Source organism: Nocardiopsis sp. NPDC055551 (genome assembly GCF_053619415.1).
The window spans coordinates 325,292-352,271 of the sequence record NZ_JBSHJJ010000002.1 but is presented as its reverse complement, the minus strand read 5'-3'; the positions used below and the strand labels follow the sequence as shown (position 1 = coordinate 352,271).

Below are 26,980 nucleotides of genomic sequence, written 5' to 3'. Positions count from 1 at the left end.
CCACTAGCGAAAGTCTGATCCGTGACGTCACCGAGTGCATCGGCGGACGATCCGGGGTCGAAGGAACCGACCCCGGGCCGACCGGCCGACCCGATCTCCGCAGTCCCCGTCCGCTACCCGGAACGTTGGGTCGCCGCCGGGGTCGTGCTGGTCCTCGCCGCGATGTTCGTGAACATGCTGATCACGAACCCCGCGTTCAACTGGCCGTTCATGTTCGAGCACATGTTCTCGGACCCGGTCGTGAACGGTGTCTGGGTGACCCTCAGCGCCACCGTCCTGTCCATGGTCATCGGTATCCTGCTGGGCGTCGTGCTGGCGGTGATGCGTCTGTCCGGGAACCCGGTCCTGGTGTCGGTCGCCTGGCTGTACACCTGGTTCTTCCGCGGTGTGCCCCGGTTGGTCCTGGCCGTGCTCTTCGGCAACATCGCCATCCTGTACTCGACCATCCACGTCGGGCTCCCCTTCGACAACTACTGGATGCCCATGCTGGGCCTGGAGGGCGACGCCCGGTTCTTCGAGATCGACGTCCGCACCCTCCTGAGCGGCTACATGGCCGGTCTGCTCGCCCTGGCGCTGTCCGAGGGCGCCTACATGGCCGAGATCATCCGCGCCGGCCTGCAGTCGGTGAACAAGGGCCAGACCGAGGCCGCCCAGGCCCTCGGTATGGGCCGAAGCAAGATCATGCGGCGCATCACGCTGCCGCAGGCGATGCGGGTGGTCATCCCGCCCACGGGCAACGAGACCATCGCCATGCTCAAGGACACCGCCCTGTTGGCGTACGTGCCGGTGACCATCGAGCTCTTCTACCAGCTCCAGGCCATCGGAACCCGCACCTACCAGATCTTCCCGATGCTGGTGGCGGCCTGCCTGTGGTACCTGGCGATCACCAGCGTCCTCATGGTCGGCCAGTACTTCATCGAGCGCAGGTTCAGCCGCAGTGAGCGCGGCGTCGAGAACCGCATCGTCGGAGGGAGGCACTGATGGCCGAGGAGAACCGCATGCCCGCTGACGACGTGGCCGTAGAGACCGCCGACGCACCACCCTCCGACGCGCTCGTCGTCGCCGAGGACGTGCGCAAGAGCTTCGGCCGCCTGGAGGTCCTCAAGGGCATCGACCTGGAGGTCCGACGTGGCGAGGTGATGTGCGTGGTCGGCCCCTCGGGGTCGGGCAAGTCCACCTTCCTGCGCTGCGTCAACCACCTGGAGAAGCTCACCGCCGGCCGTCTGTGGGTCAACGGTGAGCTGATGGGATACCGGCAAAGGCGCGGACGCCTCTACGAGCTGCGGGACAGCGAGATCGCGGCCCAGCGCAGCGACATCGGGATGGTCTTCCAGCGGTTCAACCTGTTCCCGCACCTGACCGTGCTCGGCAACGTCATCGAGGCTCCGACGCAGGTCAAGCGCACCCCGAAGGCCCAGGCCACCGAGCGGGCCATGGAACTGTTGGAGCGGGTGGGTCTGCCGGACAAGGCCAACGCCTACCCCGAACAGCTCTCCGGTGGCCAGCAGCAGCGTGTGGCGATCGCCCGCGCGCTGGCCATGGAACCGTCGCTGATGCTCTTCGACGAGCCCACCAGCGCGCTGGACCCGGAGCTGGTCGGCGAGGTCCTGGACGTCATGCGCGACCTGGCCAGGGGTGGCATGACCATGGTGGTCGTCACGCACGAGATGGGCTTCGCCCGCGAGGTGGGCGACTCGCTGGTCTTCATGGACGACGGCGCCGTGGTGGAGACGGGGACGCCCGCCGAGGTGCTCTCGAACCCACAACACGAACGCACCCGTGCGTTCCTGTCCAAGGTGATCCAGTGATCCACCCGCGGGGCCCGTACACCGGTGGTGTGCGGGCCCCGCGGCCTTTACCTCATCGAATCGGTTCCACACGCACACGGCCGGAACCGGACCGTATCCACCCGAAACCGCACGTGGGTTCGGGGTGAACGGGAAACACCCCGCCTCACCCCTTGACCGGCCGGCCTCCCGGTCCCAAAGTCTTTTCCCAGGGGCACCCCGAACCTGTCCCGGGGAGAGGCATGGACTCGCGTACGGAAAAGGCACGTCGGCTCTGGGAGCACCGCGCGGGCCGATACGACCTCGGAGGCCACTGCGAACACGTGGCCATCCGCGATACCAGGGAGCTCCTGTGCACCGGCGCGCGCGGGCGCGCCCTGGAGGTGGCGGTGGGGACCGGGCGGAACCTGCGGTACTACCCGCCCCAGGTGGAACTCACCGGGTTGGACCTGAGCCCCGCGATGCTCGCCAAGGCCCGGGAGAAGGCCGATGACCTGGAACGATCCATCACCCTGGTGGAGGGCGACGCGCAGGACATGGCCTTCGCCGACCGTTCCTTCGAGACCGTGGTGTGCACGCTCTCCCTGTGCACCATCCCCGACCAGGAACGGGCCCTACGGGAGATGCACCGCGTCCTGGTGCCCGGCGGCCGGCTGCTCCTGGTCGACCACATCGAGTACACGCGGATGCCATTGCTGCTGCGGGAGCGCCGACGCGAACACCCTCGCAGGCTCCCCCGGGAGGTCGCCGGGGAGGTCGGTTTCGAGGTGGGCCACCACGACCGGCTGTTCTTCGGACTGGTGGAACGCGTGGTGGCGCACCGACCGCACTGAGCGGTACGCGGGCACCTCAATCACCACGCGCCGATCATCGGCCCCACATTCCCCTTACGTCGGACGCATACCCTGGGAACATCCGCCGTCCCCGACTCGCCCGAGGTGGTCCGATGATCCGTCCCGCCCGCCCCGAAGACGTTCCCGTCATCAACCGGATGATCGGTGAACTCGCCGAATACGAAAAGGAACCCGAGGCGGCGGTGGCGACGGAGGACGACCTCCACCGGGCGCTGTTCGGCCCGGACGCGGCGGTGTACGCGCACCTCGTGGAGCACGAGAACGCCGACGGCACCGTCGTGTCGGCGGGGTTCGCCCTGTGGTTCCTCAACTACTCCACCTGGACCGGCAGGCACGGGATCTACCTGGAGGACCTGTACGTACGACCCGAGATGCGCGGCCACGGGTACGGCGGTGCCCTGTTGCGCAACCTCGCGAGGATCTGCGTGGAACGTGGTTACACACGCCTGGAGTGGTCGGTGTTGGACTGGAACACCCCCGCGATCGGGTTCTACGAGTCGTTGGGCTCCACACCCATGGACGAGTGGACGGTCCGTCGTCTGGACGGCGACGCGCTGGTCGCTGTGGGTTCCGCGCGGACCTGAGTCCGACCATTCGTCTCGGGTTCGGCCATCACCCGCCGGACACGATCTCACTTCCCTGCGTCAGTGGCAGGGTGAAACGAGATACATTGCATTCAAGCGGCAACCTCGCCCCCCGAAGGAGGGACGTGACCGAAGAAACCGCCGTGCCCACGGCCGACGCCACCGGTGTACGCGACGCCGTCACCGTCAACATGCCAGCCGACAGTGCCTATCTGTCGGTGCTGCGGACGGCCACGGCCGGCTTGGCCGCGCGACTCGACTTCACCCTCGACGAGATCGAGGACCTGAGGATCGGTGTCGACGAGGCCTGCGCGATGCTCCTCTCCCAGGCGCTGCCCGGCACGGAACTGACCACGGAATTCGAACTCACCCCGGATGGGATGCGCATCTCCGTCTCGGTGCTGACCGCGGACGGGCGCCTTCCGGCCCGCGACACCTTCGCGTGGACCGTCCTGTCCGCGTTGGCGGGGGACGTGGACGCGGGGGTCGGACCGGACGATCGCGTCTACATCGTCCTGTACAAACGTCGCGGCACGCTGGAGCCGGCGTGAGCGAAAGGGGGCCCGCTCTGACAGCGAAGACCGAGCACGCGGTGCCCGACCGGGCGCGCGCGAGAGCGTTGTTCGAGCGCCTTAACGAACTCGACGCGGACTCGCCCGAGCGGCGCTCCATACGTGACGAACTGGTGGAGCTCCACCTGCCGTTGGTGGAGTACCTGGCCCGCCGGTTCCGTAACCGTGGTGAGTGGTTGGACGACCTCACCCAGGTGGCCACGATCGGACTCATCAAGTCCATCGACAGATTCGATCTGGAGCGCGGGGTGGAGTTCTCCACCTACGCCACCCCGACGATCGTCGGTGAGATCAAGCGCCACTTCCGGGACAAGGGCTGGGCGGTCCGGGTTCCCCGTCGCCTCCAGGAGCTGAAGCTCTCGCTGACCAAGGCGGTCAGCGACCTCTCCCAGCGGGAGGGGCGCTCTCCCACCGTCGCGGAGTTGGCCCAGCACCTGCAGATGACCGAGGAGGAGGTGCTGGAGGGCCTGGAGTCCGCCAACGCCTACTCGACGGTGTCGCTCGACGCCCCCGACAGCGGTGACGAGGACGCACCCGCCGTCGCGGACTCGCTCGGCATCGTGGACGAGTCGCTGGAGGGCGTGGAGTACCGGGAGTCGTTGAAGCCGCTCTTGGAGCAGCTCCCGCCCAGGGAGAAGCGGATCCTGCTGCTGCGCTTCTTCGGCAACATGACCCAGTCACAGATCGCCCAGGAACTGGGGATCTCGCAGATGCACGTGTCCCGTCTGTTGGCGCGGACCCTGGCCCAGCTGCGCCAGGCACTCACCACCGACGATTAACGGTCGTTCGGGCGCCGGCGGGTTCCACCCGCCTCAGGCGCCCGAACACCACCTCGCCACTACTTGCGCCCGGTACGACCGGGCGGTGTCTGGTCGGGGTACAACGCGGCGGTCGTGGGCGGTGCCAGGACGGCGGCGGCCGCGATGACGGCCGTGCCGAGCATGACCCCGCCGATCACGTACTGCTCGCCGGTGAACATGTAGTACGCCACCACCGCCAGGAACAGCTGGGTGACCACCACCGGGGTGCGCGACCACTCGCGCAGCCGCAGCAGTCCGCGGGCGACGAAGATCAACAGACCACCGACGCCCAGGCCGATGACGGTGAGCGGGATCGCGGAGGAGGTCACGTCGGTGGCCTCACCGGCGATCGCCGTGTACAGGCTGTAGAGGCCGCCGACGGCCGCGACCAGCCCGATCAGGGCCTCCAGCGCGGCGGCGATGATGAGAGTGATGGGACGCGAAGACACGCGTCAAACCTATACGGGTCCACCGCCCTCCCCGGCCTCGCCCCTGGCACGGCCCTCCGTATCCTCGACCCCCTACACTGGCCGGGTGCGTGCCCTCTTCATCGTGAACCCCAAAGCGACCACGACCACCGATCGCACCCGCGAGGTGATCCTGGGCGCGTTGAGGTCGGAACTGGACGTCACCGTCGTGGAGACCTCCTACCGCGACCATGCCCAGAAGTTGGCGCGAGACGCCGCCGATGGCGGTTTCGGGCTGGTGCTGAGCCTGGGCGGCGACGGGACCGTCAACGAGGTCGTCAATGGGCTCCTGGCCGTACCCGAGCGGAAGCGCCCCAGTTACGCGGTCATCCCCGGGGGTAGCGCCAACGTGTTCATCCGCGCCTTGGGGGTCTCCGGAGACCCGGTGGAGGCGACCGGGCAGATCCTCGCCGCGATCCGTTCCGGCCGTGAGCGCGAGGTCAACCTGGGCCGGATCACCAGCCACCTGGACGACCGCTACTTCACGTTCTGTGCCGGTTTCGGGTGGGACGCCGACGTGGTGCAGCAGGTGGAGCACGAGCGAGAGAACGGCCGGAAGGCCACTCCCGCCTTGTACGCGGAGGTCGCGGTAAAGCTGTTCTTCGGTGGGGATATACGCGACCCGTCACTTACCGTGTCGACCGACGGAAGGTCGCTGGGGGACGTCTATTTCGCCCTGGTCACCAACACCACACCATGGACGTACGCGGGTTCCCTACCGCTTCAACCGACCCCGTCCTCCCGTTTCGAGCTGGGTCTGGACGCTTTCGCGCTGACCCGCTCCTCGTACTGGTTGACCGGCTGGGTGCTTTCGCAAATGTTCCTGCCCAAAGGTCTTCCCGGACGGGGCGAAGGCTACGTGACCTGGCACGACCAGGGTTCACTGCGGATCACGTCGAACCACCCGAGGGCCTTCCAAATCGACGGTGAATACCTGGGAGAGCGTGAAGAGGTCAACTTCCAGTCGGTACCGAAGGCATTACGAATCTTCTGTTAATTCCGGCGAATGAAGCCATTCCGACCGACTGTGACGCACCCGACACGTCGATCAGGACCTTTGACCTCGGGAACTCTTGCGTGCCTGTCGTGATCCTGTCACGCTCAAGATATCGCCGCGAGTTACGGGCGAGTTAATACGAGCCCTTCCCACATGGCCGTGGGATGAAGGCCCGACCCTCCCGGCCGGAGACCCGTTTCCGCTGAGCCTCTCGCCGGGTGCCCTTGCACAGCGATCGTGAAAAGCTTCACAATCTGTGAGGAGTGGACCGCATGGACTGGCGCCATGACGCAGCCTGCCGTGACGAAGACCCCGAACTCTTCTTCCCCATCGGCGACTTCGGGCCCGCACTGATCCAGATCGAGGAGGCCAAATCCGTCTGTCAACGCTGTCCGGTGAGCTCCGCCTGCCTCAAGTGGGCACTGGAGAGCGGCCAGGACGGCGGGGTCTGGGGTGGCACCTCCGAGGAGGAACGCCGCCGGATGCGCAAGCGCAGTGGCTCCACGCAGCGCACCATGGCCCGTAGCCACTGAATCGCGTCCCTTCCCGGGACCTCCCCTTCGAACGACGAACGACGCCGAACGATCCCCCGCCGGCGCGGGCGGGGACCGGCGCGCCTCCGACGGGACCACACCCCCTGAGCCCGTACGGGAGCAGAACCCCACTCGCCTGCCCCGCCCCATCTCCCCCTGACCTCTAGGGGAGCGCGCCCTCGGGATGTTCCAGCGGCAGGCTGATCGCGATCTCAGTGCCGCCGCTCTCCTTCGGCTTGATCGCCAAGGTGCCACCGAGTTCGCCCACGATCAGGGTGCGCACGATCTGCAGACCCAGACTCGTGGCGCCCTCCAGGTCGAAGTCCTCCGGCAGGCCCCCACCGTCATCGGAGACGGCCAGCTCCAGGCTGCTCGGCCCGGGGAACCCGGGTCCGGTGTCGAAGCGCTGTACCCGCACCTCGATCTTGCCCGGCCCCTGCCCCAACCCGTGTTCCACCGCGTTCTGCACCAGTTCGGCCAGCACCATCGACAGTGGCGTCGCCACCAGTGCGTTCAACAGGCCGAACCCACCGATCCGGCGCGGGACCACCACCTCGCCGGTGGAGGACACCTCCGCCGCCATCTGCATGACCCGGTCGGCGATGTCGTCGAAGTCCACGACCTCGTCGGGTGTGTGCGAGAGCATCTCGTGCACGATCGCGATCGAGCCCACCCTGCCCACGGCCTCGTCCAGCGCGGCCCGCGCCTCCGGCACGTCCAGGCGCCTGGACTGCAGACGCAGCAGCGCCGCCACGGTCTGCAGGTTGTTCTTCACCCGGTGGTGGATCTCCCGGATGGTGGCGTCCTTGGTCATGAGCTCGCGCTCGCGCCGACGCAGCTCGGTGACGTCTCGGATCATCACCAGGGCCCCTATGCGCACCCCGTCGATGATCAGCGGAATGGCCCGCAGTTGGACGGTGACGCCGCGTGCCTCCACCTCTGCCTCCTGCGGCGCGCGTCCGCTGGCGGTGTAGGTGAGGTTCTCGTCGCGGGCCTCGCCCTGCGCGGCCAGTTCCAGGGTGGTGCGGTCCAGGCGGGCTCCGACCAGGTCGGCGGTCAGGCCCAGGCGTCGGTAGGCGGACAGCGCGTTGGGGCTGGCGTAGACCACCTCCCCGTTCTGGTCCAGTCGTAGCAGACCGTCGCCGACCCTCGGGGAGCGCACCATGAGCGGTCCCTGGTCGCTGAACGGAAAGGCTCCCTCGGCGATCATCTGTGCCAGGTCGCCGGCGCTCTGCAGGTAGGTGAGCTCCAGCCGGCTGGGCGTGCGCGCCGAACTGAGGTTGGTGCTGCGTTGGATGACGGCGATGAGGTTGCCCTGGCGACGGACCGGGATGGTCTCCTCGCGCACCGGTACCCCGCCGGACCAGTCGGGGTCGCCGTCCCGGCAGATCCTTCCCTCGCTCCAGGCCCGGTCGATGAGGGCGCGGCGGCCGACCACCCTGAGCCCGGAACGGGAGGTGACATCGGTCATATCGTCCCGCAGCACGGTCTCGACCAGGTCGTCTTGGAAGGCGGTCGGGCCGGTGGTGGGTCGCATCTGGGCGATCGCCACCCAGCCGTCGTCCTCGCGCAGACGCACCCACAGCACGAGGTCCGCGAAGGAGAGGTCGGCCAGGAGTTGCCAGTCCGAGACCAGGGAGTGGATCCACTCCAGGTCCGCCTGTTTGAGTGACGTGTGACGGCGAATGAGGTCGCTGAGGTGAGGCACTCACAAATCATCCCATGAAGCCGTGCATACTCAAGGGATACGCACTCGACCAATGGTCCACACCAATCGGCGGCCGGAAGGGTCGGCCACCGGCCATCACGGCACGGGATGTGCGTGGCGAACACTGGACGCGGCGGAGGAGACTGATGACGGTTCAGCGGGCATTGGAAGGCAACCCCCGGGTGCCCAAGTACTACCAGGTCAAGAAGCAGTTGCTGGAGCTGATCGAGGCGATGCCGGCGGGCAACCCCGTCCCTCCGGAGCGTGCCTTGGCCACCCAGTTCGGCACCTCTCGCACCACCGTGCGACAGGCCCTGACCGAGATGGTGGTCGAGGGTCGCCTGCTGCGCATCCAGGGCAAGGGCACATTCGTCGCCAAGCCGAAGGTCGCCCAGATCCTCCAGTTGACCAGCTACACCCAGGAGATGCGCGCCCACGGCCTGCACCCGGCCACCCGCATCCTGGACGTCAGCTACATCAACGCCGACGACCAGCTCGCCGAGCTCTTGGCGATCCGCTCCGGCGGTCGTGTGCTGCGGATCGAGCGGCTCCGTTTGGCCAACGGCGAACCCATGGCCGTGGAGACCGCCCATCTGGCCGCGCGGCGCTTCCCCGGACTGCGCAGGCAGCTCGACCGCTACGCCTCGCTCTACGAGGCTCTGGCGAGCGCGTACGAGGTGTCCCTCGCGGAAGCGGAGGCGTCCATCGAGACCGTGCTGGCGACGCCGAACGAGGCCCGGCTGCTCGGTGTGGACGTGGGCCTGCCACTGGTCCTGCACTGCCAGCACAGTTTCGACGGTGACGGCCACCCGGTGGAGTGGGTGCGCTCGCTCTACCGCGGTGACCGGTACAAGTTCGTCACACGCCTGCGTCCCCCGACGGACTGACCGCCCCCGGGCGGGCGCCGGAAGGGTCGCTGCCGCCCCGGAGCATGGTGGTGCCCTCACCCTGGTGCCCGGAAGGTCCGCCGCCTAGGTTCGTTCCAGGACCGGAAGCGACGGAGGGGAGTTCGATGGTGGGCGCTTACACGGGCAGGAGTGTCCTGGTCACCGGCGGAGCCGGCGGTATCGGCGCGGCATTGGTGCGTCGTGCCGCGTCCGACGGCGCCCGGGTCGTGATCGCCGACGTGGACACCGAAGCGGGAGCGGCGCTGGCGGAGGAGGTGGGGGCCCGTTTCCAACGCACCGACGTCCGCGACTTCGAGCAGGTCCGTACCGTGGTCGATCTCGCCACGAACGAACACGGCGGCCTGGACGTACTGCACCTGAACGCGGGGATCACCGGGCCGAGTGAGAGCTTCACCGACATGGGCGTCCCCTATTCGCTGGAGCACTACCGACAGGCCGTCGGGGTGAACCTGGACGGGGTCGTCCACGGGGTGCACGCGGCGCTGCCCTCGATGCGGCATCGGACCGGCGCCTCGATCATCGTCACCGTCAGTTTCGCCGGGTTGTCCCACTCACCTCACACCGAGGTCTACTCGGCGACCAAACACGCGGCCCTGGCCCTGGTCCGCTCCCTGTCGATGACCTTCGCCGACGACCCGGTCACCTTCAACGCCCTCTGCCCCGGGTTCGTCGACACCCCGCTCCTGGACCCGGTACGGGAACACCTGCCGAACATGGACATGGGCGCGCTGGGCAACCGGGTGTCGTCGGCCGAGAGCATCGCGGACCTGGCCGAACGGATCATCGCCGAGGGCGGGGACGGGGACGCTTGGATCGTCTCCGCCGACGTCGTGCCCACCCGTTACCCCTTCGAGGCCGAGCGGGAGCTCCTGGAAGGGACGCTGCGGGCCGCCGCCCGCCGCTGACGGGTCAGCCGCGGGCGAGCACTCGGCCCAGGGCGTCGACCACGCGGGGGTCGTACTCGCTTCCGGTGTCCATCCGCAGCCGTTCGATCACCGCGGTGCGGCGTTCGTCCTCGCGCGTGTCACCGACGAGGTCGTCGAAGGCGTTGGCGACCTTGATGATGCGGCTGCCCAGTGGGGGCACGCCCTCGTCGCCGTCACCGGCCAGCGGCTCGCACTGGCGGCGGACCAGTTCGGCGACGTTGTCCAGCACACCGGTCTCCCGGATGATCGCCGAACCCAACTCGGCGATGCGACGCTGCTCGCGTGGCGAGGACAGCACGGTGGCCCCTCCCGCGATGGGTTCGCGCAACGACAGCTGGCCGATGTCGTGCATCAGCGCCGCGTACTCCAACTCCAGCAGTTCGTGCTCGGCCAGACCGAGCTCGCAGGCGATGCCGTGGGCGAGTCGGCTCACCCTGCGGGAGTGTCCGTTCTCGACGTAGCCGCCCACCTCGGTGACCCGGGACAGCGCCCGCACGGTCTCCAGGTAGGTGCGGCGCACCTCGGCGTGCCTACGGAAGGCCACCTGGGAGACCAGCAGCGGGGCGCTGAACACCAGCAGGCCGACCAGGCCGGTGATGGTGCAGGCCAACGCTATGAGCACACCGCTGGAGGCGATCGCGACACCGGTGGCGACCTGGGCCCTGGCCTCGTCCTCGGCCGCGACCCACAGGCGGGTGCGCAGTCGTTCCGCCCGTAGCAGCGCGGAGATCGCCACGTCCACCAGCCAGGCCGCCAGGATCAGCCCGATCATGATCAGGGCGAGCAGGATCGACGGTTCGGTCAAGGACAGGTGGTCGGCCAACGGCCGGAAGGCCGCGGCCAGCAGCAGGGCGGTGAACACCCGGCGGGCGACCCCCTCCACCCGGGGACTGCGCCCGACGGCCACGTGCGGGAGTTCACCCAGGGCCACGCCCAAGGCCACCACCGCCACGACCTGACCGACGCCGTGGTGGACCGGCTCACCGCCCAGACTGATCAGGTACGCGTAGGCGATCGCGCCGGACAGCGCGATCGGCGCGGACTCCCGCTGCCCGGGCAGGTTGATCCTGGCCAGCTCGCCCGCGGCGATCACCAGGCAGAACGCCAGGGCGACCTCCGGGTCGACGACCCCGTTGACCGCGGTACCGACCAACGCGGTCAGGGACGCGGCGCCCACCCCCGCCACGAGCATGGCCCGTAGGGGGCGTGAGGTGCGCCAGAGCGGTTCGCGCCGACGCTGGTGCTCCAGGGCTCCGCCCTCGGGCCCACCGCCCTCCGGTCCCGCGGGTGCGGGTCCGTCCGACTGCTGTTGTGTCATCACCGGTCCTGACCACCCGTCACGGCTCCGGCCGAGGTGGACTCGGCGACCGTGGCCGTGCCACCACCCTTCTTCGCCGGGGCCGGTACGGGTGCGCCGGTGGCGGAAGTGGAGTCGGCCTTCTCGGTGGAACCGTAGCGGCCGCCCGGAGGTTCGGTGATGTCCGGGGTCTGCCAACCCTCGCGGCTGACCGCGCGGACCATGGCCTCGACCATCCGGGGGTCGAACTGGGTGCCCGCGCACCGACGGAGTTCGACGATGGCCTCCTCCACCGACCAGGCCTTGCGGTAGGACCGCGTGGAGGTCAGGCAGTCGAAGACGTCGGCGACGCTGATGATGCGGGCGGACTCGGGGATCTCCATCCCGACCAGACCCATCGGGTACCCGCGCCCGTCCAACCGTTCGTGGTGGTGGCGGATACCGGCGAGGGCCTCGTCGAGGAAGCTGATCTCCCGGACGATCTCGTAGCCGCGGGTCGGGTGCAGCTTGATCGCGGCGTACTCGTCGTCGGTGAGCTTGCCGGTCTTTTGGATCACCTTGGTCGGGACCCCGAGCTTGCCGATGTCGTGGAGCATCCCGGCGTACCGGATCTTCTGCACCCGCTCGGCGGACATGCCCAGTTCGGCGGCGATCATGGCCGACCCCTCGGCCACACGCATGCAGTGCCCGCGGGTGTAGTAGTCCTTGGTCTCCACCGCCTGGCACAGGGTGGCCAGGGTGGCCTCGTGCGCACGCGCCTCCGCGGTCTGCTGCCCGAAGGTCCATCGCGCGATGAACAGCGGCAACAGGATCAGCAGCGTCGCGACGACACCGACCGCGCCCCAGACCGCGGCGATCGCCAGGCCCAGCATCTGGTAACCGATGGAGGAGAGCTCCAGGGCGACCAGGGGGCGCCAGCGTTGGGGCCGACGACCCGAGACCTGTCGGGTGGCGCCCAGGCACCACATGAGGATGGCGATGAGCGCCGAGTTGAGCACGGTGTAGGTCAGGACCGCCGCGACGTACGGAAGCACGATCCCGGGGAAGTGCGACTGGGTCGGTATCCCGACGATCCCGCCGAGCAGAAGGTAGACGTGTCCGGTCGCGTAGCCCGCGATCGCGTACTGGGCTCCGTTGAAGGCCCGTTTGACCACGGCCTGTCGGCGAAGGGCCAGGGCGCACGAGAACCCGACGACGGCCGCGCCGACCGGACCGACCAGGACGACCGCGGCCAGTGCCACGGCCGAACTGGGCGAGATGCCGGCCTCTTTGACGTCGACGAGGACGTGTGTACTGATCGACTCCGCGACCACGAAGAGAACCACCATGAGCGCCAGAGTCCCCGTGTCGATCCCTTGATAGGGACCGATGAGCACAATGGCCACGGCGCAGACAACGATGATCCCTACGTAGACACGCGCGCCCCCTGGAAGAGCCCGCACCCCCGTTCACCCCCCACCGACGACGACCGGACTGTCATGGTTTCACCGGTTCTGTTCTACCACCAGGTCCATCCGGTAAAAGCGGAAGCCATGAAAATTCCGTACATCGCAGCCACGTACATGCCAGCGAACATCGCTGTCCCCTCTCCCCATGGCGACGCCCCGCTCATCCCCGAGCACGCCGCGCAAATTACCCTATTCGTTGGATAAGGCCTTCAGTTTAACGGGCCCCGAGACCCACATGATTACCCACAGCCCGAACTGGTCAGCCCGAAAGACCCTTTCGGAAGATCGACTTCCGAAGCGTGGAATTACTAATTCAATTAGCAATACAAGAAGACTACCCAGCGTAACCGTGTGCTTTTGTCCGGACACGGACGATCCACGTAGGGTTCGACCATCCGTGGACAGCCCACCCCAGACCCCATCAGTAATGACTACTCCCCGTAACCACTCGAAGTGCACTGATTCGGACCTCAGGAAAATCATTCCGACTCGATCACGACCGAAATAACCTCGAACCGATCGGGCGTGTCGACCACGCCTTGGGCCATCCGACAAGGCACCCGGTGACCAAAACCCCCACACCCAGGAGAGACAAGATGACACAACGGCACAAATGTATATGAACAGAACAAAATAGAGCAGTGATCATCGTTCTTCATCCGGGCATAAAAAATGGCGAAGGCTGGAATTCCAGCCTTCGCCGAGTAGCGGACCAGCCCTCAGGCGGGTGGGGTACCCGCGGCCCCCGCCTCCCGGGCCAACTGCTCCTCACGAGCGCGCGCCAACCGACCCAGCACCTTGTCCCTCAGGTCCAGCGGGACCGGATCGCAGCCGCAGTGCTTGGCCACGAGCTTCTTCACGGCATCTTCCAGGCCGTACTCGTCCAGGCACGGGTTGCATCCGCTCAAGTGCTCACGGACCTGTTCGCAGTCACCCTCGCCGAGCTCACCGTCGATGTAGACGTAGATCTGCTCCAGCATCTCACTGCACGGGGTGTCCTTCTCAGGTTTGTCGTGGCCGCCGCTCATCGTCGATCTCCTCGATCCGACCCGCTCTGTGTCCGCCCGCCGGCGGAAGAACCATTGGCGCCCACTCCGGCGGCCTCGGCCGCCCGCGTCGCCGGGAGGAACCCGCGGTCCACCGCGTACTCCTCAAGGTGGCCGCGCAGCTGGCGCCGCCCCCTGTGCAGACGCGACATGACCGTTCCGATGGGGGTCCCCATGATCTCGGCGACCTCCTTGTACGCGAACCCCTCGACGTCGGCGAGGTAGACCGCGATACGGAAGTCCTCCGGAAGGTCCTGCAGCGCGCGCTTGACGTCACTGTCGGGAAGGTGTTCGAGCGCCTCGGCCTCGGCGGACTTCAGCCCCGCGGCGGTGTGGGTCGCGGCCCGCGCGAGCTGCCAGTCCTCGACGTCCTCGGTACCGGCCTGCTTCGGCTCCCGCTGCTTCTTCCGATACGAGTTGATGAAGGTGTTCGTGAGGATGCGGTACAGCCACGCCTTGAGGTTGGTCCCCTCCTTGAACTGGTGGAAGGAACCGAACGCCTTCGCGAAGGTCTCCTGAACCAGATCCTCCGCGTCCGCCGGGTTACGGGTCATGCGCAGTGCCGCCGAGTAGAGCTGGTCGAGGAAGGGGAGCACGTCCCTCTCGAACCGCTCGTCCCGTTCCTCGGCTGTCTCCTGGCTCTGTTCCAAGCCCTTCGGCCTCCTCGCGCTGGTCCCTGGTGGGGTGTCCATATCCAAACGATACGGTCCCACACCCGGGTCCCTCGCATCGACGTGGCCTGACGTCGACACCACTTCCTCGCGCTCCAAGCACGCGCCGGCAGTCGGCATGGTTCTCGTGTTCCTCCCTCGCGAGTGACGAATACGGCGAACACCCCCGGGCACCCGCACTTTCCGGTCAGGTCTCGTTGACAACAACGGGCTCCGTCCACTGATTCCGCCGGGCCGACGACCGACGGCCCTCGAAAGTTCGACGATTGGCCCCGTCGGTAAAGGTGAGGCATGGCAGAGTGCGGGTAGGACACTTGAAGGATTGGGAGAGGAGTGCACGTGCGACCGTCCCCGACTCCGGCCTCCGATCGTCCCCGATCGCCCGCGGCGCAGTTCGCCACCACCGATCGACTGTCGGACTACTGGCGTTTCTACTGGGCCGTCGCCGAGGCGCAGATCAGCCGCTGGTTACCGGCTACGCCCTCCCGCCTGCTCGACCTTTCCGGTCCGGACTTCCAAGGCACCTCACGCGCCGTGGCCGCGGGGCACGACGTGGTCACCCTCCTGCCCTCCGTGGACGCGGCGATACGGTGGCCGCTCACCCTGGTCAACGGCCGGGCCGCGGTGGTGCCTCGGCCGGCCCGCCGGGGTCGGCTGCGCCACGTGGTCGGCGACTCCGCGTTCCTGCGTTCCTTCGCGGAGGGTTCCTTCGACGGGGTGATCGCCGACAACCGGGTCCTCTCCCGGCACCTGGCCACGGAGGGCTCCGTGGCCGAGGTCGCCCGGGTCCTACGCCCAGGCGGGCGGGCCCTGCTGTGCGTGGACTCTGTGGTGCTGGGCATGGCCCTGCTGGCCGAACAGGACTACTGGCCCGAGCTCAGTCACGCGCCCAGCGCCGACGTGCTGTTGGTGCCCTGGCCGGACGGTTCCATCACACGCTGCTTCACCGCCGAGCAGCTCACCGAACTGGTCACCGACTCCGGGATGGAACTGGAGTGGATCCGGCCGCGAACCGTGCTGTCCGCCTCCACCGTGGAGATGATGCTGGCCCGCGACCCCCGGTCCATGGGCCGTCTGGTGGAGATGGAGATGCACGCGGCCGAGTCCGACGACTACGTGGGCGTGCACCTGATCGCGAGTATCGTCAAGCCTTCCTGAGCACCGGCCGCCTATACGCCGATGAGGGTGAGGGCGAGCACGACGTCGAAGAACAACAGACAGACACCCGCGCCGACGCCGGTGGCGAAGCTGATCGACACGTCATGGCGGCGTGCCCCGCGCACGGCGAGGAACGGCCAGGCGCAGAGCAGTACGCCGACCAGGTGGAGGATGGGCTGGTTCAACAGTGGAGCCAGCGGGAAGAAGTGCGCCCCCACCACCAGGCAGATCCAGGCGGAGGTGTACTCGGAACGGTCGACGAACCGTAGGACGATGGCGCCCACCAACGCGAGGGCGAACTCCAGTCCCACCACGATGAGGTACGTCCTCAGGTTGTCGCCGGCTGCGATGACGCCCTCGCTCCGGGAGTCCAGGACGCGCGTCACGCCGTACACCGTCAGGCCGAGCGCCAGGAGTGAACCCGCGCCCAGCGCCCAACGGACCCGGTCACCGGGCGGCCGTTCCTGCGCCCACCCGAACCACGCGAAGGAGAAGAGCCCGAAGACGGCCGTGGTCACCGCCAGGTCGAAATCGACGATCTCCAAGAGGACCTCCTGTGCAGCGGGGCTCTTGCGATCACCCTGTCACAGGGGCCGGTGGGCCGCCAGAAACGGCGACCCACCGGCGCTTCCGTGTCAGTCAGTCGGCCAGGGGCAGGTAGACGCGGTTACCGCCCTCGGCGAACTCTTCGGACTTGTCGGCCATGCCCTTCTCGATGGCCTCGACGGTGTCCAGCCCGTTCTCCTCGGCGTACCTGCGCACGTCCTGGGAGATCTTCATCGAGCAGAACTTCGGACCGCACATGGAGCAGAAGTGCGCGGTCTTGGCGGGTTCGGCGGGCAGGGTCTGGTCGTGGAAGGACTGGGCGGTCTCGGGGTCCAGGGACAGATTGAACTGGTCCCGCCAACGGAACTCGAAGCGCGCCTTGGACAGTTCGTCGTCCCACTCCTGTGCCCCGGGGTGTCCCTTGGCGACGTCGGCGGCGTGCGCGGCGAGCTTGTAGGTGATGACCCCGGTCTTGACGTCGTCCCGGTCGGGCAACCCCAGGTGTTCCTTGGGGGTGACGTAGCAGAGCATCGCGGTGCCGTGCCATCCGATCTGCGCGGCGCCGATAGCGGAGGTGATGTGGTCGTATCCGGGAGCGACGTCGGTGGCCAGGGGGCCGAGCGTGTAGAACGGCGCCTCGCCGCACAGCTCCTCCTCCAGACGGACGTTCTCCGCGATCTTGTCCATGGGTACGTGCCCGGGTCCCTCGATCATCACCTGCACGTCGTGGGAGCGGGCGATGTGGGTGAGCTCGCCGAGGGTGCGCAGTTCGGCGAACTGGGCCTCGTCGTTGGCGTCGGCGATGGACCCGGGGCGCAGCCCGTCACCGAGGGAGAAGGTGATGTCGTACCGGCGGAAGATCTCACAGAGTTCCTCGTAGTGGGTGTAGAGGAAGCTCTCCTTGTGGTGGGCCAGGCACCAGGCGGCCATGATGGAGCCACCGCGCGAGACGATGCCGGTGACGCGGCGGGCGGCCAGGGGCACGTAGCGGAGCAGGACGCCCGCGTGGACGGTCATGTAGTCCACGCCCTGTTCGGCCTGTTCGATGATGGTGTCCCTGTAGATCTCCCAGCCGAGCCTGGTGGGATCCCCGTCGACCTTCTCCAGCGCCTGGTAGATGGGGACGGTGCCGATGGGCACCGGAGAGTTGCGGATGATGCGTTCGCGGGTCTGGTGGATGCGCTTGCCGGTGGACAGGTCCATCACGGTGTCGGCGCCCCAGCGGGTGGCCCACACCATCTTCTCCACCTCCTCCGGGACGGAGGAGGTGACGGCGGAGTTGCCGATGTTGGCGTTGATCTTGACCAGGAACCTCTTGCCGATGATGGTCGGCTCGGATTCGGGGTGGTTGCGGTTGACCGGGATGACGGCCCGGCCGATGGCGACCTCGTCGCGGACGAACTCGGGGGCGACCCCCTCCCGTGCGGCGACGAAGCGCATCTCGGGGGTGATGGTCCCGGCCTTGGCGTAGGTCATCTGGGTGACCGATCCGTCGATCGGATCCAGGGCCCAGTCGGCACGGGTGCGGGGCAGGCCCCGGTGGACGTCGATGTCGGCGGTGTCGTCGGTGTAGGGGCCGGAGGTGTCGTACAGATCGAAGTGGCTGCCGTTGGTGAGTTCCACCCGACGTCGCGGAACGCGGAGCGTGGGACCCTCGGGGGTCTCGGTCTCGCGGTACACCTTGCGAGATCCCATGATGGGACCGGTCGTCACGCGGTGCGCGTCGTCGGTGGAGAGATCACGGCTGTCCATAGCCGCCATGGCAGGCCTCCCTACGTCGGAATTACCCGAACAGGTTCTGCGGTCGGCGACACCGATGAGTCGCCCTCTCAGCCCGCCATGGCGCGAGCTCCCGCGTTGCGTATTCACATGTCGGCACGGCGAACGTGCCCAGGGACGCGTCGATCACGTCGTCCCGGCCGGGGGGAAGGTACTCCCCCTGTGGCCCCGGACACCATACACAGGGCCGCCCCCGGCCTGTCCACCCTCGCCGAGGTCAGAAGAGTGTGTCCGCCTGTTCTTCGCCATCGTCCGGAAGGGGTTCCAGCAGGTCGGGGCGGTTGTTCTTGATGCTGTTGACGTCGGTGGAGACCTCGTCGACGGAGAACCGGTCCACCGGGGTCGCGTTCAGCAGGTGGGACAGGTCGTCGGGGCCGGAGGTCGGGTCGAGCCAGGTCGTCCAGTCGTCGGCGGGCATGATCACGGGCATGCGTTCGTGGATGTGCGCGAGTTCGGGGGCCGCCTCGGTGGTGATCACCGCGCACGACCACACCCAGGCGGCGGGGTCGTCCTCGGCGACCTCGGGGTCGCGCCAACGCTCGAAGATCCCGGCCATGGCCAGCGGTTCGTCGCCCTGGTAGTGGATGGAGAAGGGCTTCTTGGCCGCCTTGGCCTTGCGCTTGCGGTGCCCGGGGTCCGTGGCCGGCGAGGTACTGGCCTCGGCGGTGCCGTCCTTGTTGAGCAGTTGCCACTCGTAGTAGGCGTCGGCGGGCAACAGGCAGCGACGGTGGCGGAAGGCCGACCGGAACGCGGGTTTGTCGGCGACGGTCTCACCCCGGGCGTTGATCATCCGGTAGCCGATGTTGCGGTCCTTGGCCCAGGAGGGGACCAGGCCCCAGCGCAGGGTGTGCAGCGAACGCGGTCCCGGAGCGCCGGAGGCTCCGCCCTGCGGGGGTGGACCGAAGACCGCCTGGACGGGGCGGCCGGGTGAGATGTTGTAGTCGGGGTCGAGTTCCTCCAGTGGTGGCCACGCCCGTGGGTCGGGCTCTTCCCCCAGCGCCTGCTCCGGCAGGTCGAAGGCGAGTTGCAGCTGGTGCACGTTCCGTGACTGGGCATATCGACCGCACATGTGTCCGATTCTACGTCGCCGGCCCCCTCGCGTCCCCGTACCCGCCCTTGTTCCCGTCGGCCCCCACCCCCTCGGGGACGATATCGGCGCGGGTGAGGTGGACCAGGAGGGCACCGACCAGGCCGGCCGTCAGCGCCACCGTTCCGGCCACCGCGAGCAGCTCGCGCGGGTGGTCGGCGGCGAACAGCCCGGCGAGCAGGAACCCCACAAGGGGCCGAGGAGGATGAGCGGGGCGAGCTGGGCGGTGACCAGGGCGCTCACCCACAGGGCGTCACCCGTCTCCGACAGCCGGAAGACCGCGGCGACCAGCAGGACCTCGTCGCCCATCGACGCGGCCAGGATGGCGAGGAGCAGGACGAGGGCGCGCAGGCGGCGGATCTTCGGGGCCGTCGGCATGGGGACCTTCCGGACGGGAACGGTGACCGGATCCTCTCCCCCTGTCCGAGGCGAGGTCCACCGATTTTCCGCGCGTACCCGCCCTCGTGTCCCCGCCCGCGGGGCTCAGGCCCTCCCGGCGGGGCCGGGCGCGGCCACGCTCTCGATCACCGTGCCCTCTCCGGGATCGTTCGGCTCGTCCTCGGGTCGGGAGCGCAGCGCCTGGACCAGACCGGCGAGGATCGCGACCACGCCGAGCGGTCCCAGGGTCCAGGGCACCCACACGTCCAGCCCGCGCAGGATCAGCGAGCGGACCCGGGCGTGTTCGGCCAACGAGGACACCTGTCCCTCGGCGAGGACGAACTCGGCCTCCAGCAACGAGACCTCCCCCGAACCGTTCTGCGGGCGCAGGGTCTCGGTACGTTCCTCGGTCATGTGGACGACCTCGCCGGTGATCGGCTCCACCCAGAAGGTCCGTTCGAACTCCAGCCAACGGGTGGCCGTCACGGTCCCCGCCGAGTCCCCGAACAGGGCCGCGGGCACGTCGCGGGCCGATTCGGGCACCTGGGTCTCGGACAGTTCCTGGACGTAGCGACGCACCGCCAGGCCGGCGACCTCGTCGTTCTCCTCGAAGACGACCGCGGGGGCGGCCCGCACCTCGGCGTCGTAGAAGGAGTGGTCGCCCTCGGGCACTCCGGCGGGCCAGTCCAGGATCAGCCCGGCCTGGCGGACGGCACGGTCTCCGTTGACGTGCTCACCGCAACAGTTGACCGCGCGCCCGGTCTCCCGGTCCATGATGACGCGGCGGCTCCAGTGGTCGATGACCTGGTCGGAGTCGGTCGTGTCGACGGTCATCTCCCAGGCCGACCAGTCCGACCCGTGGGCGGTGCCCTCGATCCGGGTGGTCCGGTCCAGGTCGGCGCCCTCCTGCCGAGTCCAGGTGGCGGTGTCCAGGTAGGTGGCGCCGGGGGCGTCCATCCGCAACTGCCGGGTGACGTCCCCGGCCATGAGGGCGACCCGATCCTGCACGTAGAACGGCAGCAGCAGCGCCATGGTCACCAGGAAGGCCCCCACCGCCACCAAGAGGGTGCCCTTGGGCAGGCGTCGGCCGGGTTCGGGGAGCAGTGGGGCGGGGCGCACTTGCGGCGCACGCCCCATCTGGGAGAACACGCTCACCTGTGGGCCTCCTCGACGTCGTGCGCGGGCCTGGCCCCGTCGGGCCCGGACCCATCACCGCCGGGGGTGCCCCGACCATCGCCGGATCCACCGCCCGGTCCGCCGTCCTCGTCCGGAGCCGTGGGCCCCTCGAAGGGTGGTGCGTCCGTAGGTCCGGACACGGCGTCCTCCGCCGACGGGGTGTCGGCGGGCGGCGGTTCCGTCACCTCCCCGCGCTGGCCCAACGCCAGGACCAGACGGGCCATCGCGGGCAGACACAGAGCCTGCGGCACCCAGCCGCGCAGCGCGGTACCGAACGTCTCGGTGATGTCGTGGAAGGGCATGTACACGGACAGGTAGGTCCCGACCGCGGTCGTCAGGCCGGCCAGGGCCAGCGACACCGTGACCACCCAGGGTCCGGCCAGGTGCGGCAGCGCCCGACCGCCCATCGAGGGCCTTCCGGGTTTGGCGTGGCGCAGGCGTTTGGGCGCCCGCCTGGCCAGCCACCAGATGACCAGCAGGATGGCGCCGACCACGGCCGCGCCGGCCCAACCGGCGATCCACACCCCGTAGGCCAACCCGAGCGGCAGGACCACCGGACGCGGCAGCCAACCGGGGCCGGCGGTGGGCAGGGCACGGCCGCCACGCGGCGGTTCGGTGGCCGAGCGCCGGCCACCGGGCAGCAGGCGGCGCGGCCACAGGGCCAACAGCACCAAAAATCCGGCGAGCGCGCCGCCGATGGCCAGGACCCGGTGGTAGACGGCGTCGGGGGTGTATTCGAGCGTGACCGTGCCCGCGGTGCCCTCGGGCAGCACCCAGGCCTGCTTCCACCCCTCCAGGCGCACCGGTTCCAGCGGCCCGTCGACGCCCTCGACCCGGGCCTCCCAGCCCTCGTTGAAGTTCTCGTTGACCACCAGCAGGCTGTCTTCGTCGACCGACACGTCGAAGCTGCGCTCGCCGGGTCCCCAGGAGTGCAGGGTGTCGACCTCCGCCGTGGTGACCTCGGGTGCGGGCGCGTCGGCCAGGTCGGCGGTCTCCACCAGGGCCGAACGGACCTGGTAGCGGTTGCCGGGATCGACCACGACCCGGTTCTCGCCCTCGATGAGGTCGAGGTCGGTGCAGGTCTCGTAGCTCAGCGGACGTCCGGTGAGCTGGTCGCCGAGGGTGCCCTCGCTGATCCGGGTCTCCACGCGCCGGTCGTTGACCCTCAGGTTCGGGCCCAGGCCGCAGGTGGTGGAGGCGTCGATGTCGGCGTCGGGGATCGGCTCGACCGGTGCCACGCCGGGCAGGTCGATGGTGCCGATCTCCAGGGCCTGACCCTCGGGGCGTTCGAAGGTGACCTTCAGCGAGGAAGCGGTGAGTTCGGCGAAGTCCACGCGCCCACTGCCGTCCAGCCAACCCTCTCGGACGGTGTCGCCGCCCTCGACGGTGACCTTGATCGGACGCATCACGGTGTCGGCCCGGGGGAACTCGACCTTCATGTGGTCCAGGGTGGTCCGACTGCCGAGGTCGATGTCGAGCGAGGGCCGCTTTTCCTCGGGGTCCGGATACCAGACGGTGCTCTCGTCGTCGTCCAGCGCTCCCCTGCCCATGGCGGCGGGGTGCTGTACCGCGGTGGAGGAGCCGGTGACGCGGGGGTATCCGCCGGCCCGGTTGGCGGCGTTCTCCGCCTCCCGGGGGTCGGTGAGGACCACTTCGCCGGAGATGCGGTGCGGGGAACCCGCCGACTCCTCCGCCAGGGTGAACGTGCGGTCCAGCCGGTCGGCGTCCTCTCCGCTCACCTCCAGGTCGGGGTTGCACACCCATGCGTGCGAACCCTCCATGCAGCCCGGAGCGGTACCGGTGGAGCCGGTGAAGAGCAGCGTCCCCGCCTCGGACGGGCCGGGCACGTCCAGGGTGCGCGAGGTCTCCAGACCCGGGATCGAGATGGAACTGATCCCCACCCGGGTGCCGAAGCGGTACTCGGGTTCCCAGGCGAGTTCGTCGATCCGGATCCGCAGGCTGGTGGTCTCCCCCGGTGGGGCGTTGAGCTCCTGGGGTTCGTCCGTCTCCGCGACGGCCACCTCGGACTCCCCGTTGTCGGTGATGAGGCCGACCCGGGAGGGCGGCGGTTCGCCGGGCAGTTGTTCGAAGGCGACGTTCAGCCCGTCGAGGTTGCGGGGCTCGGTGAACTCGACCTCCAACCACTGGCCCAGGGAACCCTCGAAGGCGCTGGAACGCCAGGCGGTGCCGAGGTCGTCGTCGAGTGCGGCGTGCGGCGCGTGGCCCGGGTCGCGGTCACCGGGGCGGGCCTCGACCCCCGCCTCGGAGGTGGACGCGGTGACCTCGGCGATGCCGATGTCGCGGGCGTGGGCGACGTACTCCTCCCAGGCCGGTTCGATGACGTCCGGGGCCGGCACGTCGCGCTCGTACTCCTGGTCCTCGGTCATGGTGGCCGAGAAGTTGCGGCGCACGTCGGAGTAGACGACCTCGCGGCGGCGCACCGTGTCGGTGACGATCGTGTTCTCACCGTCGATGGCGTCGGCACCGGGGTCGTCGCCGAGCAGGATCGGGCGGTCGTCGTCGACCAGGCCCTGTTCGGCCAGGTGCAGGACGGACTCGGGGCCGCCGGTGACGCGCAGCGTGTCGGCGGAGGGCACGGTCCCGACCCGGGGAGCGGCGTCCTCCACCTCGTAGACGGTCAGCGACGGGTAGGGCTGGTCGAACCACTGGGACGCGGAACGGTGGTCGAGGGAACCGATGACCGGGCCGAACTCGGCGGCCTCGGTGATGCCGGGCGAGTTCTGGAGGGTCTGGTGGACGCGGGCCGGCCAGCCGCCGTTGTTGCCCACGCGCTGAAGGTCGTTCCGGACGAGGAGGTGGGTGACCCCGAGCCGGGCGAAGGTGTCGGACAGGCCCTGGGATCCCCGCCCGGAGGAGACCCTCTGGTCGATCTCGTGGGTGATGCGGGAGACCCCGGACGAACCCCACGGGATGATCTGGTGGTTGGTCCACGCCCCGGACAGCAACGGCTGCATGGGTTCGTCGAGGGGACGCCCCCACTCGTACTCGCCGCGGGCGGAGCCGGGCAGCGCCATGGTCATGCCGCGTTCGTCGGAGCGCTCCTCCAGCCAGTCGACCGCCTCGTACCAGTAGTCGGGGATCTCCTCGAAGCCGCCCTTGGGCGCGATGCCGACCGTGGCGATGGGCACGAGCGTGACCAGGAAGACCGCGGCGGAGCCGCCCGCGACGGCACGGCGCACCTTCGCCGAGACCACCACGCCCGAGCGGTCGGCCCGGTCCCGGGCGACCACGACGGGCAGGTGGGCCAGTCCCAGGACGATGGGCAGCCGGATGAGCGCGTCGAACTTGTGGACGTTGCGGAACGGGGACAGCGCGCCGTCGAACAGTTCCCGCATGGACGCGGCGAAGGGGCCGGTGAGGTCACCCGTGTAGCCGGCGACCACGATGGCCGTGCCGACCAGGAGGCTGCTGATGAGGAAGAGGCGTTCGGGGGTGCGCCGGTTGATGAGTCCGGCCAGTCCGAGCCCGGCGACCAGCGCGGTGACCGCCACCAGCCATGGGGTGAGCGAGAGCTCCGCCCCCGAGGGCAGGGCGGTGTTGCCCATGTCGGGCAGGAAGCCCATCCAGTTCGAGGTGCCGCGCAGAGCGTTGAACAGCGAGGTGATGCCGGTGGTGACGCCGGCGTCCTCGGTGTAGGGCATGAACGAGTACACGTACCGCGACATGATGAGCAGCGGCACGATGTACCAGAACGAGGCCAGGACCAGGCCGAACGCCCACCACAGGATCAGCCGCCACTTGCGCCGGCCGTTGGCGCGGGTCAACAGGTACAGGCCCGGAACGACGAGGACGGCCAGTTCGGAGGCGGCGTTGGTGCCGCCGCACATGAGGAACGCCAGCCCCGACAACAACGCCATGCGCGCCGGTGGGTACCGGCGTTCGGCCCCCAGGATGAGCGGCAACAGGATCCACGGCATGAGCAGCATGGGCTGCAGCTCGGCCGAGTTGTACGACAACAGCGTGAGCACCCGCGGCGCCAGCGCGTAGGCGATGCCGGCGATGATGCGGGTGTTGACGGTCCCGAGCCCCAAGGCCTCGGCGACCTTGTAGGTGCCGAGGAACGCCGCGATGAGCAGCACCGCCATCCACGAGCGCTGGATGAGCCACTCGGGCATGCCGAGCACCTCGAACAGCAGGTGGAAGGGGCCGTTGGGGAAGAAGTACCCGAAGGCCTGGTTCTGGAGCTGCCCGAAGTAGGAGGCGTCCCACAGGTGCAGGGCGCGCTCCATGAACCCCAAGGGGTTGATCGTCAGGTCGATCTTGGTGTCGCTGACGATCCGGCCGGGGTCGATGCTCGCCGCCAGCGCGCCCAGGAGCACGCACACCGCGAGGACCTTGAGGCGCGCCAGCAGCCTCTGGTCCAACCCGCCGGGGGCGGACGGTGTCGTGGAATCCTCCGGTTCGCGCCTGGCGGTGGATTCCGCCGAAGTCACATCTTCGCTTTCTTGCCTGCTGCCGGGTCAGGGGGTGTCAAGGGGGAATCGATACCGAGTTCCGCGGCGACGAGGCGGGTCATCCGCGCGCCGCTCGCGTCCCAGGTGAACCGGGACGCCCAGGCGCGACAGGCGCGGCGGACCTCCTCGGCGCGCCGGGGGTCGGACAGTTCCTTCAGGGCCCGTGAGACGACGTCCTCCAGGGTCTCGCCCTCTCGGACGAGCCATCCGGTTTCTCCGTCACGGACCGAATCGCGCAATCCGTCCACATCGTAGGCCACCGTGGGCACTCCGAGCCGTGCTGCCTCGACGACCGTCAGGCCCCATCCCTCGAACTCGGAGGCGGTGACGTGCAGGTGGCAGGACGACAGGACGGCTTCCTTGTCCTCTTCGGAGAGGAATCCGTGCAGGTCGACCCGGTCCCGCAGATCGTCGCGCCCGATCTGTTCGGCGAGGTGTTCCCCCTCGGGGCCGCGGCCGATGATGTGCACGCTCAACCCCGGGTGGTCGTCGGCCAGCGAGCGGGCCAGGTCGACCACGCGGGACACCCGCTTTTGCACCACCAGGCGACCGAGGCTGACCAGGGCGGGAGCGGTGCCGGGCTCGGGCGCGGGGGGCAGGGGGGCCAGGGCGGGCCCGCCGTTGTGGACGACCTCGATGGGCGCACGCCAGGCGAGCTTGTCGCGCATGGCGGTCCGGGAGGACTCCGAGACGGTGACGGTGGTGCAGTTCCGGTAGACCCGGGAGGCGACGGTGGACTCCACGAAGCGCCCGAACCAGGCCAGTGGCGCCGAGAAGTAGGCGTTGAACTGCAGGTCGTGGACGTGGTGCACGACGCTGACGACCTTCGTGCTCCGGCGCAGGACCAGCCGGGACAGGAAGGGGATGCCGTTCATGCAGTCGAAGGCCAGGTGGTACTCGCGCCGCCACAGGGCGAGCCAGGCCATCACGCGCGGGTAGACGGTGAACTTGCCGCCCATGCGGCGGATGACGATGCCGTCCTTGGTCTCGACCCGGGCCTGGTGGGGTTCGCGGCTGGTCAGGAAGGTGACGATGGCGCCACGTTCGGCCAGGTGGCGGCTGATCCGCCAGGCGTACTCCTCGGCGCCACCGGCGGTGGACTGCCAGGGGTCGCGCCAGTTGATCATGACGATCCGGACACCGTCGAGACGGGGACCGAGGTCGATGGGGGTCGGGGGGCCGTCGGTCGCGACCGGTTCGGCGGTCGCGGACCCTTCGGTCTCCGCCGGTGCGGGGGCGGGGATGGTGGTCGGACCCGTGGTGACCGTGACGACTCCGGGCTCCACCCGGCGGGGGACCTTCTGGAAGACCACACGCTCTCCTTCCGCGCGGTGCCCGACCCGGGCCTGCCTACGCCGAGCGAGCGAGATATCGCTCTGAGCGAACACTCGGGGGCGAGGAGTGCTGCTGAACAGGCCCAAGGACCGGACGTCAGTGGGGTGGGGCGACCATCGTGATCGCGAGGGGACGGCGGTGTGTCGGGTTCGGATCACCGGGGACCGGGGGCGTGGGGCGCCCCGCAGGTTGCGAGGCGCCCGCCGGACCTCGCGAACCCGAAGACCTAGCGGTCGCCGTAGTTGTAGAGGGTTTCGTTCACCGGTTCAGCGGTCGCGGTCGACTCGGTGGCGAGGTTGGTGGCCACCACGGTGGCACCTCCCGCCAGAGCCGCGCCGATCACGCAGGCGGCGATTACCTTGATCACTTGAGGATCTCCTTCCGCACGCTCCGAACCGTTCTGGCCCGGGGCGCTGGAAACCGAGACTAGAACCTGATCTAGCTACAG

General features: G+C 68.8%; 25 protein-coding genes. 11 read left to right on the top strand and 14 right to left on the bottom strand.

All coding sequences use genetic code 11. The annotated features are described in order from the left end of the window. The first annotated feature begins 21 nt into the window (after nucleotides 1-21). The 6 genes from ACWGSK_RS05390 (at nucleotide 22) to ACWGSK_RS05365 (ending at nucleotide 4,576) form a co-directional block, all read left to right on the top strand. Complete coding sequence (locus tag ACWGSK_RS05390) at nucleotides 22-981, top strand: amino acid ABC transporter permease (protein WP_452455278.1); 960 nt, start codon at nucleotides 22-24, stop codon at nucleotides 979-981. Next, on the top strand, nucleotides 981-1,808 hold the full coding sequence (locus ACWGSK_RS05385) for an amino acid ABC transporter ATP-binding protein (protein ID WP_358503167.1): 828 nt from the start codon (nucleotides 981-983) through the stop codon (nucleotides 1,806-1,808). The genes ACWGSK_RS05390 and ACWGSK_RS05385 overlap by 1 nt, the downstream gene beginning before the upstream one ends. Before the next feature lie 221 nt (nucleotides 1,809-2,029). Next, on the top strand, nucleotides 2,030-2,620 hold the full coding sequence (locus tag ACWGSK_RS05380) for a class I SAM-dependent methyltransferase (protein WP_452455277.1): 591 nt from the start codon (nucleotides 2,030-2,032) through the stop codon (nucleotides 2,618-2,620). 113 nt (nucleotides 2,621-2,733) lie between these two features. Then, nucleotides 2,734-3,225 carry a GNAT family N-acetyltransferase gene (locus ACWGSK_RS05375; RefSeq protein WP_358503173.1) on the top strand — a complete coding sequence of 164 codons (492 nt, stop codon included), beginning with the start codon at nucleotides 2,734-2,736 and terminating at the stop codon, nucleotides 3,223-3,225. A 125-nt stretch (nucleotides 3,226-3,350) separates the two neighbouring features. Further along, nucleotides 3,351-3,776 carry an ATP-binding protein gene (locus ACWGSK_RS05370; RefSeq protein WP_067601466.1) on the top strand — a complete coding sequence of 142 codons (426 nt, stop codon included), beginning with the start codon at nucleotides 3,351-3,353 and terminating at the stop codon, nucleotides 3,774-3,776. Nucleotides 3,777-3,817: 41 nt separating this feature from the next. Further along, on the top strand, nucleotides 3,818-4,576 hold the full coding sequence (locus ACWGSK_RS05365) for an RNA polymerase sigma factor SigF (RefSeq protein WP_358503507.1): 759 nt from the start codon (nucleotides 3,818-3,820) through the stop codon (nucleotides 4,574-4,576). A gap of 59 nt (nucleotides 4,577-4,635) precedes the next feature. Here ACWGSK_RS05365 and ACWGSK_RS05360 read toward each other — a convergent pair whose 3' ends face one another. Next, entirely contained in the window at nucleotides 4,636-5,046 is a 411-nt protein-coding gene (locus tag ACWGSK_RS05360; RefSeq protein WP_358503176.1) for a hypothetical protein, read from the bottom strand. A gap of 85 nt (nucleotides 5,047-5,131) precedes the next feature. Between ACWGSK_RS05360 and ACWGSK_RS05355 the strand changes: the two genes are divergently transcribed. Together ACWGSK_RS05355 and ACWGSK_RS05350 are read left to right on the top strand one after the other, a co-directional pair. Next, nucleotides 5,132-6,061, top strand: coding sequence for a diacylglycerol/lipid kinase family protein (locus ACWGSK_RS05355; RefSeq protein WP_358503179.1), 930 nt, complete (start codon nucleotides 5,132-5,134; stop codon nucleotides 6,059-6,061). 272 nt (nucleotides 6,062-6,333) lie between these two features. Then, nucleotides 6,334-6,594 carry a WhiB family transcriptional regulator gene (locus tag ACWGSK_RS05350; RefSeq protein ID WP_067601456.1) on the top strand — a complete coding sequence of 87 codons (261 nt, stop codon included), beginning with the start codon at nucleotides 6,334-6,336 and terminating at the stop codon, nucleotides 6,592-6,594. Between the two features lie 163 nt (nucleotides 6,595-6,757). On the opposite strand, the gene ACWGSK_RS05345 is transcribed toward ACWGSK_RS05350, so the two are convergent. Further along, entirely contained in the window at nucleotides 6,758-8,302 is a 1,545-nt protein-coding gene (locus ACWGSK_RS05345; protein WP_358503182.1) for a sensor histidine kinase, read from the bottom strand. A 146-nt stretch (nucleotides 8,303-8,448) separates the two neighbouring features. On the opposite strand from ACWGSK_RS05345, the gene ACWGSK_RS05340 reads away from it, so the two are divergent. Both ACWGSK_RS05340 and ACWGSK_RS05335 read left to right on the top strand, forming a co-directional pair. Then, nucleotides 8,449-9,189: a GntR family transcriptional regulator gene (locus tag ACWGSK_RS05340; protein WP_358503185.1), complete on the top strand. Its 741-nt coding sequence runs from the start codon at nucleotides 8,449-8,451 to the stop codon at nucleotides 9,187-9,189. Nucleotides 9,190-9,314: 125 nt separating this feature from the next. Beyond that, on the top strand, nucleotides 9,315-10,115 hold the full coding sequence (locus ACWGSK_RS05335) for an SDR family oxidoreductase (protein ID WP_358503188.1): 801 nt from the start codon (nucleotides 9,315-9,317) through the stop codon (nucleotides 10,113-10,115). 4 nt (nucleotides 10,116-10,119) lie between these two features. On the opposite strand, the gene ACWGSK_RS05330 is transcribed toward ACWGSK_RS05335, so the two are convergent. From ACWGSK_RS05330 to ACWGSK_RS05315, 4 genes are all read right to left on the bottom strand, one after another. Continuing rightward, nucleotides 10,120-11,454, bottom strand: a complete 1,335-nt coding sequence (locus tag ACWGSK_RS05330) for an HD-GYP domain-containing protein (RefSeq protein WP_358503191.1) — start codon at nucleotides 11,452-11,454, stop codon at nucleotides 10,120-10,122. Then, entirely contained in the window at nucleotides 11,454-12,809 is a 1,356-nt protein-coding gene (locus ACWGSK_RS05325; RefSeq protein ID WP_358503510.1) for an HD-GYP domain-containing protein, read from the bottom strand. Before ACWGSK_RS05325 ends, ACWGSK_RS05330 begins: the two co-directional genes overlap by 1 nt. 791 nt (nucleotides 12,810-13,600) lie before the next feature. Beyond that, nucleotides 13,601-13,909 (bottom strand): mycothiol system anti-sigma-R factor, encoded by a 309-nt coding sequence (gene rsrA, locus ACWGSK_RS05320; RefSeq protein ID WP_358503194.1) that lies wholly within the window; start codon nucleotides 13,907-13,909, stop codon nucleotides 13,601-13,603. Further along, a complete protein-coding gene (locus tag ACWGSK_RS05315; protein ID WP_358503197.1) occupies nucleotides 13,906-14,577 on the bottom strand; it encodes a sigma-70 family RNA polymerase sigma factor in 672 nt (223 codons plus the stop codon). The genes rsrA and ACWGSK_RS05315 overlap by 4 nt, the downstream gene beginning before the upstream one ends. A 354-nt stretch (nucleotides 14,578-14,931) precedes the next feature. Here ACWGSK_RS05315 and ACWGSK_RS05310 point away from each other — a divergent pair, with 354 nt between their 5' ends. After that, complete coding sequence (locus tag ACWGSK_RS05310; protein ID WP_452455276.1) at nucleotides 14,932-15,756, top strand: methyltransferase domain-containing protein; 825 nt, start codon at nucleotides 14,932-14,934, stop codon at nucleotides 15,754-15,756. An 11-nt stretch (nucleotides 15,757-15,767) separates the two neighbouring features. Here the strand turns inward: ACWGSK_RS05310 and ACWGSK_RS05305 are convergent, their stop codons facing one another. From ACWGSK_RS05305 to ACWGSK_RS05270, 8 genes are all read right to left on the bottom strand, one after another. After that, nucleotides 15,768-16,301 carry a hypothetical protein gene (locus ACWGSK_RS05305; RefSeq protein WP_358503203.1) on the bottom strand — a complete coding sequence of 178 codons (534 nt, stop codon included), beginning with the start codon at nucleotides 16,299-16,301 and terminating at the stop codon, nucleotides 15,768-15,770. A 94-nt stretch (nucleotides 16,302-16,395) separates the two neighbouring features. Continuing rightward, complete coding sequence (gene thiC / locus ACWGSK_RS05300; RefSeq protein WP_452455275.1) at nucleotides 16,396-18,063, bottom strand: phosphomethylpyrimidine synthase ThiC; 1,668 nt, start codon at nucleotides 18,061-18,063, stop codon at nucleotides 16,396-16,398. Between the two features lie 235 nt (nucleotides 18,064-18,298). Continuing rightward, entirely contained in the window at nucleotides 18,299-19,150 is an 852-nt protein-coding gene (locus ACWGSK_RS05295) for an SOS response-associated peptidase (protein ID WP_358503209.1), read from the bottom strand. A 129-nt stretch (nucleotides 19,151-19,279) separates the two neighbouring features. Then, nucleotides 19,280-19,546, bottom strand: a complete 267-nt coding sequence (locus ACWGSK_RS05290; RefSeq protein ID WP_452455274.1) for a hypothetical protein — start codon at nucleotides 19,544-19,546, stop codon at nucleotides 19,280-19,282. Nucleotides 19,547-19,651: 105 nt separating this feature from the next. Next, complete coding sequence (locus ACWGSK_RS05285; RefSeq protein WP_452455273.1) at nucleotides 19,652-20,701, bottom strand: DUF3068 domain-containing protein; 1,050 nt, start codon at nucleotides 20,699-20,701, stop codon at nucleotides 19,652-19,654. Further along, nucleotides 20,698-25,176 carry an alpha-(1->3)-arabinofuranosyltransferase gene (locus ACWGSK_RS05280; RefSeq protein WP_452455272.1) on the bottom strand — a complete coding sequence of 1,493 codons (4,479 nt, stop codon included), beginning with the start codon at nucleotides 25,174-25,176 and terminating at the stop codon, nucleotides 20,698-20,700. The genes ACWGSK_RS05285 and ACWGSK_RS05280 overlap by 4 nt, the downstream gene beginning before the upstream one ends. After that, nucleotides 25,173-26,510, bottom strand: a complete 1,338-nt coding sequence (locus ACWGSK_RS05275) for a glycosyltransferase family 4 protein (protein WP_452455271.1) — start codon at nucleotides 26,508-26,510, stop codon at nucleotides 25,173-25,175. Before ACWGSK_RS05275 ends, ACWGSK_RS05280 begins: the two co-directional genes overlap by 4 nt. A gap of 248 nt (nucleotides 26,511-26,758) precedes the next feature. Next, nucleotides 26,759-26,899, bottom strand: a complete 141-nt coding sequence (locus ACWGSK_RS05270) for a hypothetical protein (RefSeq protein ID WP_017542507.1) — start codon at nucleotides 26,897-26,899, stop codon at nucleotides 26,759-26,761. Between the last annotated feature and the right edge of the window lie 81 nt (nucleotides 26,900-26,980).

Bases quoted from the DNA above. Each gene is read 5' to 3' on its own strand.
- ACWGSK_RS05385 (WP_358503167.1), top strand. From the start codon at position 981: ATGGCCGAGGAGAACCGCATGCCCGCTGACGACGTGGCCGTAGAGACC.
- ACWGSK_RS05380 (WP_452455277.1), top strand. From the start codon at position 2,030: ATGGACTCGCGTACGGAAAAGGCACGTCGGCTCTGGGAGCACCGCGCG.
- ACWGSK_RS05375 (WP_358503173.1), top strand. From the start codon at position 2,734: ATGATCCGTCCCGCCCGCCCCGAAGACGTTCCCGTCATCAACCGGATG.
- ACWGSK_RS05350 (WP_067601456.1), top strand. From the start codon at position 6,334: ATGGACTGGCGCCATGACGCAGCCTGCCGTGACGAAGACCCCGAACTC.
- ACWGSK_RS05340 (WP_358503185.1), top strand. From the start codon at position 8,449: ATGACGGTTCAGCGGGCATTGGAAGGCAACCCCCGGGTGCCCAAGTAC.
- ACWGSK_RS05335 (WP_358503188.1), top strand. From the start codon at position 9,315: ATGGTGGGCGCTTACACGGGCAGGAGTGTCCTGGTCACCGGCGGAGCC.
- ACWGSK_RS05330 (WP_358503191.1), bottom strand. From the start codon at position 11,454: ATGACACAACAGCAGTCGGACGGACCCGCACCCGCGGGACCGGAGGGC.
- rsrA (WP_358503194.1), bottom strand. From the start codon at position 13,909: ATGAGCGGCGGCCACGACAAACCTGAGAAGGACACCCCGTGCAGTGAG.
- thiC (WP_452455275.1), bottom strand. From the start codon at position 18,063: ATGGCGGCTATGGACAGCCGTGATCTCTCCACCGACGACGCGCACCGC.
- ACWGSK_RS05295 (WP_358503209.1), bottom strand. From the start codon at position 19,150: ATGTGCGGTCGATATGCCCAGTCACGGAACGTGCACCAGCTGCAACTC.
- ACWGSK_RS05290 (WP_452455274.1), bottom strand. From the start codon at position 19,546: ATGCCGACGGCCCCGAAGATCCGCCGCCTGCGCGCCCTCGTCCTGCTC.